This window comes from Methylomagnum sp., from assembly GCF_054333355.1.
Window position 1 is genome coordinate 1 of record NZ_JBTEKS010000279.1, and the last position, 5,795, is coordinate 5,795.

General features: G+C 60.0%; 9 protein-coding genes. All 9 read left to right on the forward strand.

Going from position 1 to position 5,795, the window contains the following annotated elements; genetic code table 11:
• The first annotated feature begins 311 nt into the window (after positions 1 to 311).
• Positions 312 to 464 carry a hypothetical protein gene (locus tag ACXWUF_RS17080; protein ID WP_458495824.1) on the forward strand — a complete coding sequence of 51 codons (153 nt, stop codon included), beginning with the start codon at positions 312 to 314 and terminating at the stop codon, positions 462 to 464.
• Positions 465 to 472: 8 nt separating this feature from the next.
• A complete protein-coding gene (locus ACXWUF_RS17085) occupies positions 473 to 1,057 on the forward strand; it encodes a cupredoxin domain-containing protein (protein ID WP_458495825.1) in 585 nt (194 codons plus the stop codon).
• 3 nt (positions 1,058 to 1,060) lie between these two features.
• Positions 1,061 to 2,683 (forward strand): b(o/a)3-type cytochrome-c oxidase subunit 1, encoded by a 1,623-nt coding sequence (locus tag ACXWUF_RS17090; RefSeq protein ID WP_458495826.1) that lies wholly within the window; start codon positions 1,061 to 1,063, stop codon positions 2,681 to 2,683.
• A gap of 2 nt (positions 2,684 to 2,685) precedes the next feature.
• The gene (locus tag ACXWUF_RS17095; protein WP_458495827.1) at positions 2,686 to 3,342 is read left to right on the forward strand and encodes a c-type cytochrome; all 657 of its coding nucleotides are present in this window, start codon (positions 2,686 to 2,688) and stop codon (positions 3,340 to 3,342) included.
• 155 nt (positions 3,343 to 3,497) lie between these two features.
• Positions 3,498 to 3,812, forward strand: coding sequence for a type II toxin-antitoxin system RelE/ParE family toxin (locus ACXWUF_RS17100; RefSeq protein ID WP_458495828.1), 315 nt, complete (start codon positions 3,498 to 3,500; stop codon positions 3,810 to 3,812).
• 2 nt (positions 3,813 to 3,814) lie between these two features.
• The gene (locus ACXWUF_RS17105; RefSeq protein ID WP_458495829.1) at positions 3,815 to 4,126 is read left to right on the forward strand and encodes a helix-turn-helix domain-containing protein; all 312 of its coding nucleotides are present in this window, start codon (positions 3,815 to 3,817) and stop codon (positions 4,124 to 4,126) included.
• A 9-nt stretch (positions 4,127 to 4,135) separates the two neighbouring features.
• Positions 4,136 to 4,558, forward strand: coding sequence for a type II toxin-antitoxin system HicB family antitoxin (locus ACXWUF_RS17110; protein ID WP_458495830.1), 423 nt, complete (start codon positions 4,136 to 4,138; stop codon positions 4,556 to 4,558).
• 37 nt (positions 4,559 to 4,595) lie between these two features.
• Positions 4,596 to 5,030 (forward strand): DUF29 domain-containing protein, encoded by a 435-nt coding sequence (locus ACXWUF_RS17115; protein ID WP_458495831.1) that lies wholly within the window; start codon positions 4,596 to 4,598, stop codon positions 5,028 to 5,030.
• A 29-nt stretch (positions 5,031 to 5,059) separates the two neighbouring features.
• On the forward strand, positions 5,060 to 5,795 hold a 736-nt coding region (gene gatB / locus ACXWUF_RS17120), incomplete at its 3' end, for an Asp-tRNA(Asn)/Glu-tRNA(Gln) amidotransferase subunit GatB (protein ID WP_458495832.1).

A 5,795-nucleotide genomic window follows, 5' to 3' on the forward strand; every position in this document is an offset into this window, starting at 1 on the left:
GGCCGACTCGGTTTTGAAAACCGAGTCGGCCTAGGTGAACGCCGTAAACCCAAAATGAAAATGCCCTAGCCGTTTTGTCGGGTGGGTTAGACGCATATTCGAACAAGCATTTCATTGACGCTGGATTGGCCGTGCGCCTAACCCATACGCAATCGCCGCCGCGCCGCTCAAATCCAAAAAAATCAGCAGGCCATATCTTTGCCATCTTTGCGCCACAGCCTTAACAGCGGGTTGCTTGCTTTTCCTTAGCCCACGCCGCAAACTCGCAATATCCTCACTTTTTCTAACCCTTAATAACCACGGGGATAACCATGGCTGTGCGCAATCAAAATGAAACGCCCGACTCGCCCGGCTTCACGCCGACGGGAACCTGGCTCTTACTGTGTGTGGTGGCCGCCGCGATGGTGGCGGCTTGGCTGTTCCTCTACTTCGGCGTGTTCCTGCCACGCGGCGCGGTGCAGTGAGGTAAGCCATGGAAAACAATCCTTTCGATAAAGACAACATCGCCGCCGAGGCGCGGAATCTGCGCGACCTGCCCGGCGCATTACACATTGATCCGCTGGAGAAGAAGTGGATTTACGTGGTGCTGGGTTCCATCACCGTGCTGCTCGGCTCCATTCTCTTCACCGCTCTGGTGGGCCACATCCACCCGCCGGGCGGCATGGAAACCATCGACTCCGCCTCGCTCCATCTCAGCGAGGAATTCGCCGAGGATAAACTGGGCCTCGCCACCCAGGCCGACGGCGGCCTGAAAGTCACCATGGTCGCCGCCCGTTATGGCTTCTATCCCCGTGAAATCACCGTGCCCGCCGGGACGTCCATCACCTTCCGCATGGCGAGCGCCGACGTGCTGCACGGCGTCCACGTCCCCATGACCAACATGGGCACCATGATCGTGCCGGGTTACGTCTCGACCGTGACCACCACCTTCCCCAAGCCGGGCGAGTACCCGATGCTCTGCAACGAATATTGCGGCATGGGCCACGACCACATGTGGAGCAAGATCACGGTGGTTTCCAAAGAAACCTGGAACGCCGCACACAACACGGGGAAATAAGCCATGGCCGATAAAGAATTCCGCACCTTTGTACTCAGCCATTTGTGGCTGGCCTTCGGCGCCTTCGCGCTGGCCTGCGTGCTGGGGCTGTACCAAGTCCTGGAGCGCAGCGGGCTGATTCCCGCCATGCAGTCGCCGCAGGTGTATTTCGCGTCCGTCAGTACCCACGGGGTGTTGATGGGCTTCGTCCTCACCACGTTCTTAATCATGGGCTTCGGCTACGCGGTCGCCACGTCCAGCCTCAAGACGCCGCTATGGAATCCCAAGCTGGCCTGGACCGGCTTCGGCGTTTCCGCCTTCGGCACGGTCATGGCGGCGATTCCGCTGCTGATCGGCAAGGCGTCGGTGCTGTACACCTTCTACCCGCCGGTGCAGGCCAGCGTGTTCTTCTACCTGGGCGCGACCCTGCTGGTGGTGGGTTCGTGGTTCTGGGCCGCGATCATGATCGTCATGTTCGTCCAATGGAAAAAGGCCCATCCCGGCGAAACCGTGCCCCTGCCGATGTTCGCCTACACCGGCAACGCCGTGCTGTGGCTGTGGACCAGTGTCGGCGTGGCACTGGAAGCGGTGTTCCAATTGCTGCCCTGGGCGTTCGGATTGATTGACACCATCGACGTAGGGCTGGCCCGCACCCTGTTCGCTTGGACCCTGCACCCCATTGTGTATTTCTGGCTGCTTCCGGCTTACATCGCGCTGTATAGCTTCGTGCCCAAGGCGGCGGGCGGCACCCTGTTCAGCCATGATCTGGCCCGCATCGCCTTCGTGCTGCTGGTGGTGTTCGGCCTGCCCATTGGTTTCCACCATTTGTATATGGACCCGGAACAGGGCAAGACCTTCAAGCTCATCCACGCCGTGGGCACCTTCCTGGTGGCCGCGCCCACGCTGATCACGGGCTTCACCGTCATCGCGTCCATGGAAAAGGCCGGTCGCCAAGCGGGCGGCGTAGGGTTGTTCGGCTGGATCGGTGCCCTGCCCTGGCGTGACCCGATGGTGCTGGCGGCGATCCTCGGCTTCCTGATGCTCATCGCCGGCGGCTTCGGCGGCATCGTCAACGCCAGCTACGCCATGAACGCCATGGTCCACAACACCGCCTGGGTGCCGGGCCATTTCCACCTGATGTTCGGCGGCACCACGGTCATCCTGTACATGGCGATTGGCTACTACATCTGGCCGTCGCTGACCGGCAGGGCGCTGGCGTGCAAATCGCTGGCGCTGGTGCAGATCTGGACGTGGTTCATCGGCATGGTGATTCTCAGCACGCCTTGGCATGTCCTGGGCTTGCTGGGCCAGCCGCGCCGCATTTCCAGCGTGGCCTATAACAGCCTGCTCACCCTGGCCTGGGACCCTTACGAACTGGCGATGATCGTGGGTGGCCTGATTCTGGTCGGCTCGGCGATTCTGTTCGTCTACATCCTCTGGAAATCCCAGACCGAGGGCACCGCGCAGCCGGACGCTCAAATCGAGTACGCTGGTTACGACCAACCCACCGCGAAAGTCCCCGCCCTGCTTAACGGCTTCGGCGTGTGGAACGTGGTGATTTTGCTGTCCATGCTGGCGAGTTTCGGCTACCCAATAGCCCAGTTCTTCCTGACCAAGACCTTCGGTTCCATCGGATGGGGGTATTAAGAATGAACAAGACGACTTACTTGATTGGCGGGCTGCTGCTCGTGATGTTTGGGACCGCCGCGCTGGCGGAGCCTTCCTCCAAAGTGGCTTGGACTACGGAGACGCTGGCTTTCGTGAAAAGCGGCGACGCCGCCAAGGGCAAGCAACTGGCGGAAACCTGCGCCGCCTGCCACGGCACCGGCCCGCAACCCACCGGCAGCGATTTTCCTTATCTGCAAGGGCAACTCGCGGCCTATCTCTACAAGCAACTGAGCGACTACAAGTCCGGCACCCGCGCCAATGCGGTGATGGCGGGCCTCGCCGCTGGCTTGTCGGAAAAGGACATGGCCGACATCGCCGCTTGGTATAGCCAGCAGGAGATTCCGGCGGGCAAAAAAGAGGCGGGCGCCACCGACAGCGCTGAGGTTTTGGTCGAGAACGGCGACGGCAAGCGCATCCTGCCGCCCTGCCAAGCCTGCCACGAGCCGGGTGGACAGGGGCAGAAGGTCGATGTGCCCGCCCTGGCCGGTCAAAATCCGGTCTACACGGAGCAGACGCTCAAGGACTACAAGAGCGGTGCCCGCAAGAACGACCTCTATGGCCGAATGCGGACCATCACCCAGCAGCTCAGCGATGAGGAAATCCAGCAGCTAGCCCGGTATTATTCGGGGCTGAACTAGGCTGACACAGTAGGACGAAGCGAAGCCGGGCGGGTTAATCCCCGCCCGGTTTGTTTTGGGGGGATGGTTTTGATTATATTGGCGTCCCGCCGAGGCTTGGGCGGCGGAGGATCAGCCACCGTTTGCGATAGCTTGGAATTGTTTGGAGAGTGGCCGTGAAACCGCTTAAATTCGTTGGTTCATCCCTGGATAACTTACGTGATTTTCCTTTGGAAGTCCGACGGGAATGCGGGCGGGAGTTGAACCGGGTGCAGCAAGGTTCCATGCCCACCGACTGGAAGCCGATGCTGAATGTGGGACCGGGTGCTTATGAGCTACGGGTTCATGCGCTTGGGGAATGGCGGGTGATTTACCTTGCCAAAATGGAGGACGCCGTTTACGTGCTTCATGCTTTCCAGAAAAAGACTCAGCGGACCCGTCAAACCGATATTGATCTCGCTAAGCGGCGCTACCAATCGTTAAGAGGTTGACCATGGCAGAACACACCGACGATATAGATACTCGCATCATTGATTCTTGCGGAAATGTATTCGCTGACTTGGGTTTCCCGCCGGAAGAAGCCGAAATTTATGCGCTTCGTTCCGAATTGATGAACCGCCTCGAAACCGTCTTGCGCGAGCGGGGCTGGACACCCGCCGAAGCCTCCGAGCGCTTGAATATTGGTCGGACGCGGGCCACCGAGTTGCTGCGGGGCGAATGGCGCAATTTCAGCCTCGACAGTTTGATTAGCCTCGCGGCGCGGGCGGGTCTTAGAACCCGGTTGGAATTAGCGGAAGCCGATTAACAATCCGCCATGAAGATTACATACCCCGCTCTGTTCGATCCTCAACCCGAAGGTGGCTACACGGTGACATTCCCGGATTTGCCCGAGGCCATTACCGAGGGCGATTCCATGGAACAGGCGCGATTCAACGCCGCCGAGTGCTTGTCCTTGGTGCTGGATGTGCGGATGGAACAGGGCGACCCTATTCCATTGCCTTCTTCGGCGGAGGGCAAGGAATGGATCGAACCCGACGCGGCCACTCAGGCGGCGTTGTTGGTCCACCTGACCCGAGCGGCGGAACAGAAGTCATTGGCTGATTTGGCGCGAGTGCTGGGTGCCTCATGGCCCGCCGTCAAACGGCTTGAAGACCCGCGTCACCCGCCGACCATCAAGCAATTGGAGCGGGCGGCGGCGGCTCTGGGCAAGCGGTTGGTATTGTCGTTTGAAAGCTGAATCGCACTTTTCATACAGCCAATCCGAGACATAGGTTATGAACGCACAAATCCACCGGGACGATTTCTATGGCTGGGCCATGCAAAACGCCGAGTTGCTGCGGCAAGGCCGGTTGGGCGAAATCGATAGCGAACGCATCGCCGAGGAATTGGAAGATATGGGGGGAAGCAAAGAGCGCGAATTGGAAAGCCGGTTGGGCGTGTTGCTGGCTCATCTGCTGAAATGGGTTTATCAACCGGAGCGGCGGGGCACATCGTGGCGGGCCACCATCGACGAGCAACGCCTCAGGGTAGCGCGGGTACTCCGCAAGAATCCCAGCCTCAAATCGAAACTCAACGAGGCCTTCGCGGATGCCTACGACGACGCGCGGTTGATTGCCATGCGCGAGACCGGCATCGACAAAAAGGTTTTTCCAAAAGCCTGCCCGTTCAGCATCGCCGAGACGCTTAACGACGACTACTGGCCCGAATAACTTTCACTTACGACCCAGGTACACGACTCATGCAATGGGAAACCGTCATCGGGCTGGAAATCCACGCCCAACTCGCCACCAAATCCAAAATCTTTTCCGGCGCGGCCACGGCCTACGGCGCGGAGCCGAATACTCAAGCCTGCGCCGTTGACTTGGGGCTGCCGGGCGTCCTGCCGGTGCTGAACAAAGACGCCGTCCGCATGGCGATCAAGTTCGGCCTCGCCATCGGCGCGAAGGTCGCGCCGCGCTCGGTGTTCGCCCGCAAAAATTATTTCTATCCCGACTTGCCCAAGGGCTACCAAATCAGCCAGTACGACCTGCCCGTGGTCAGCACCGGCCAGATGATTATCGAGGTGGACGGCGTGGAAAAGGTCGTCGGCATCACCCGCGCCCATTTGGAAGAAGACGCCGGGAAATCCCTGCACGAGGACTTCCACGGTTACACCGGCATCGACCTCAACCGGGCCGGGACGCCGCTCTTGGAAATCGTCTCCGAGCCGGATATGCGCTCCGCCAAGGAAGCCGTGGCCTACATGAAGAAGCTGCACGCCCTGGTGCGCTATCTGGAAATCTGCGACGGCAACATGCAGGAAGGCTCGTTCCGTTGCGACGCCAACGTCTCGGTGCGTCCGGTCGGCCAGGAGAAATTCGGCACCCGCGCCGAGATCAAGAACCTCAACTCGTTCCGCTTCGTCGAGAAGGCCATCAACTTCGAAATCGAGCGCCAGATCGAACTCATCGAAAACGGCGGCACGGTCGTTCAGG

What these genes read in the sequence shown, in the direction of transcription:
- ACXWUF_RS17095 (WP_458495827.1), top strand. Translation starts at nt 2,686, where the DNA reads ATGAACAAGACGACTTACTTGATTGGCGGGCTGCTGCTCGTGATGTTT.
- ACXWUF_RS17115 (WP_458495831.1), top strand. Translation starts at nt 4,596, where the DNA reads ATGAACGCACAAATCCACCGGGACGATTTCTATGGCTGGGCCATGCAA.
- ACXWUF_RS17085 (WP_458495825.1), top strand. Translation starts at nt 473, where the DNA reads ATGGAAAACAATCCTTTCGATAAAGACAACATCGCCGCCGAGGCGCGG.
- ACXWUF_RS17090 (WP_458495826.1), top strand. Translation starts at nt 1,061, where the DNA reads ATGGCCGATAAAGAATTCCGCACCTTTGTACTCAGCCATTTGTGGCTG.
- ACXWUF_RS17080 (WP_458495824.1), top strand. Translation starts at nt 312, where the DNA reads ATGGCTGTGCGCAATCAAAATGAAACGCCCGACTCGCCCGGCTTCACG.
- ACXWUF_RS17110 (WP_458495830.1), top strand. Translation starts at nt 4,136, where the DNA reads ATGAAGATTACATACCCCGCTCTGTTCGATCCTCAACCCGAAGGTGGC.
- ACXWUF_RS17105 (WP_458495829.1), top strand. Translation starts at nt 3,815, where the DNA reads ATGGCAGAACACACCGACGATATAGATACTCGCATCATTGATTCTTGC.